Below are 2,717 nucleotides of genomic sequence, written 5' to 3'. Positions count from 1 at the left end.
TTGTCTCTGATCCATATTCGCAACATGGAGACCGTCACACTCGCCGGAGCGACGGTCATGCCGCCTGCGCCGGCTTTCTACCACCAACCCGAAACCATCGAGGATCTGCTCAACCAGACCGTCGGCAAGCTCCTCGACCAGTTCGGGATCTCCCATGAGTTGTACCGCCGCTGGGAGGGGCGATAACGCTGCCGACGACGGACGACCCTCCGGGGTCCCTCAAGCGATTCGCGCTGGCACTCTATGCCCGCGACGGCGTGCCCGAGGCATGCCGACATCTGCAGGACCGGCACGATCTGGATGTCAATCTCGTCCTGTTCGCGGCGTTCGTCGGTGCCGGGCGAGGCGAGAGATTGACCTTGTCGAATCTCCAGGCGGCCCGGGACCGGGTGGGCGCTTGGCATCAGGAGGTTGTCCGGCCGTTGCGCGCGGTACGGAAACGACTCAAGTCCGGTCCCCCGCCCGCGCCCGACGGGATCACCGCGCACCTGCGCCGCTGGATCCAGCAAGTCGTGATCGAAGCCGAACTGATCGAGCTGGACGAACTCGACGCGCTGCTCGCCGGCTGGGAGTCCGTGCCCGCGTCCGGCAGCGCCGCGCAGTCCGCGGCGGCGGCGATTGAAACGGTCCTCCAGGCGAGCGGCCAGGCCGCCGTCGATGGTCTGGACCGCCAAGCGATCGAGACGATTGCCAGCGCCGCAGGTTAGGGAACAACGAGGCGATAGGACCAATTCGAACATGCAGGGTGTGCGCATCACGGATTCCGCTTCCCGGGCGGTAGCGTTACCGCCCGTGACCTCATCCCGTGTGATTCCCCTGGCCCTGGTGGCCGCTGCCGCGTCGCTGGCTACGGCACTGGCCGCGTGTGGCTCCACCACGAACACCTCCGCCGCGGATACCCCCTCCACGACAGCCGCCCCGGCCAGCGCATGCCCGACCGCACCCCCACCCGACGGAACCCCGGCGGAGTGGACGCTGTCCGGTGCCACCGGCGGCGTCGCGGTCACCGGATCCACCGACACCGCGGCCCCCCTGGTGACGTTGACGACGCCGTTCGCCGTCACCGAGACGCAGGTGCAGACGCTCAAGGCCGGTGACGGCCCCGTGGTCGCCGACACCGCGACGGTGACGGTCTGCTACATGGGCGTCGACGGGCGCGACGGTTCGGTGTTCGACAGCAGCTACCAGCGCGGCGCGCCGGTGGAGTTCGCACTCAACCGCGTCGTGCCGGGTTTCCAGAAGGCCATCGCCGGGCAGAAGGTCGGCTCCACCGTCGCCGTCGCGATGACCTCGGCCGACGGTTACCCCAACGGCGAACCGCGGGCCGGGATCCAGCCCGGCGACACCCTGGTCTTCGCCATCAAGATCCTGGCCGCCTCGGGCTAGCCCGCGGTTCACTCGGGCCGGCTGCCCACCTCCAGGCCGGCCAACTCCGAGGTGCCCTCGAACAGCAGCCGGCCCCGTTCGCGGACCGTGCACCGCAACCGGCCGCCGAGGTGCTCGAAATCGGTGTCGATGTTGCGGCGCTCGGCCGGCAACGGCACCGGGAGGACGTGCGGAGGCAGGTGGCGCCCGTCGCCCTGCAACTCGATCTCGTAACGCGGAGAGCGCCCGCGCAGCATCCACTGGTTGTCCCCCACCTGCGAGCGCACCAGCACCGGCGGGGTCATCCGGATGACTTTGGTGCCTACCCGGACCACGATCCCGTTGACGTCGCGCGCGATCGGCCCGAGCGAGAGCAACCCGCCGGAGAAGGCCACACAGACATCGGCGTCACCGAAGTCGTGCGCCTGACCCCACCACCAGCGCAGCGGAAAACCCTTGCCCCAGTTACGTTCCGCGTACAGCTTCGCTTCCTGGAAGGTCCAGCTCTCCCCCGCGTATTCCACCGTGCCGCTGGCCCGCCCGCCGAGGTAGTAGGGATGCCAGTACTGGTTGAGGAACGGGATCGCCGAGAACACCCCGCCGCCGCCGAACGCCTTGGGCCACAGCACCCGGTCGCCGAACTCCATGTCCAGTCGCAGGTCGCCGAGTGCGAACCGCACCCGGTCGGCGCCGACGGTGAAACTGCCGGCCTCGTCGCCGGCCGTCACGCTGAACGGGCGGTACTGCGCGCGGGCACCCGACAGCGCCGCTGAACGCACCACCAGCCCCGGATGCACCGCGACCGCTGTCGTCGACCAGTCGCCGCCGGGATGGCGGTTCACGCTGCACAGGGCGATCAGCGCGCGCCCGCTGGCCTCGTCGGAGATCCGCCAGAACCATCCCTCCATCTCGGTGCCGTGCGACGGCAGCGGGTTGCCGAACGGGACGTCGGCGCCGGTGCGGCGGTACAACTCGATCGGACTGGAAGCCATCTGCCAAACCTATCCGTGCGCGCGGCCCTGTGTTCGGCTATCGCTGCCGGAGTTGGCCGTCCAGGTACTCCGTCCGGGTGGCGCGACGGGCCAGTTTGCCGCTGGTGGTTCTCGGTATCGCCCCGGCGGGCAGGACGCGGATATCCCCCGGGGTGACGCCGTGCCGTCCGGCCACGGCCGCGCGAATGGCCGCGATCGCCGGCCCCGGATCGGAACGGCTTGTCCCGGTTGCCCTTTCGGCGACGACCACCAGCTGATCCTCGCCCTGCGCATCCGGGGCGCTGAATGCCGCCACGTAGCCGCGGCGGACCAGGCCCGAGGCGGCGGCCACGGTCGCCTCGATCTCCTGCGGGTAGAAGT

3 protein-coding genes and 2 pseudogenes are annotated in these 2,717 nt (G+C 69.8%); 3 read left to right on the top strand and 2 right to left on the bottom strand.

Annotated features, from left to right (window positions below; translation table 11 throughout):
* From ACKOQ4_RS04785 to ACKOQ4_RS04775, 3 genes and pseudogenes are all read left to right on the top strand, one after another.
* Window positions 1–186: pseudogene (locus ACKOQ4_RS04785) on the top strand (UbiX family flavin prenyltransferase); the annotation flags it as partial.
* Window positions 171–707, top strand: a complete 537-nt coding sequence (locus tag ACKOQ4_RS04780) for a TIGR02444 family protein (RefSeq protein ID WP_526289360.1) — start codon at window positions 171–173, stop codon at window positions 705–707. The pseudogene ACKOQ4_RS04785 and the gene ACKOQ4_RS04780, both read left to right, overlap by 16 nt.
* Before the next feature lie 85 nt (window positions 708–792).
* Window positions 793–1,386, top strand: a complete 594-nt coding sequence (locus tag ACKOQ4_RS04775) for an FKBP-type peptidyl-prolyl cis-trans isomerase (RefSeq protein ID WP_526289358.1) — start codon at window positions 793–795, stop codon at window positions 1,384–1,386.
* 8 nt (window positions 1,387–1,394) lie between these two features.
* Here the strand turns inward: ACKOQ4_RS04775 and ACKOQ4_RS04770 are convergent, their stop codons facing one another.
* On the bottom strand, window positions 1,395–2,357 hold the full coding sequence (locus ACKOQ4_RS04770) for a tocopherol cyclase family protein (protein WP_526289356.1): 963 nt from the start codon (window positions 2,355–2,357) through the stop codon (window positions 1,395–1,397).
* A gap of 37 nt (window positions 2,358–2,394) precedes the next feature.
* Window positions 2,395–2,717: pseudogene (locus ACKOQ4_RS04765) on the bottom strand (fatty-acid--CoA ligase); the annotation flags it as partial.

This window comes from Mycobacterium sp., assembly GCF_046095365.1.
GTDB lineage: Bacteria > Actinomycetota > Actinomycetes > Mycobacteriales > Mycobacteriaceae > Mycobacterium.
The sequence above is the reverse complement of the archived record's forward strand: the minus strand, read 5'-3'. Positions and strand labels throughout refer to the sequence as shown.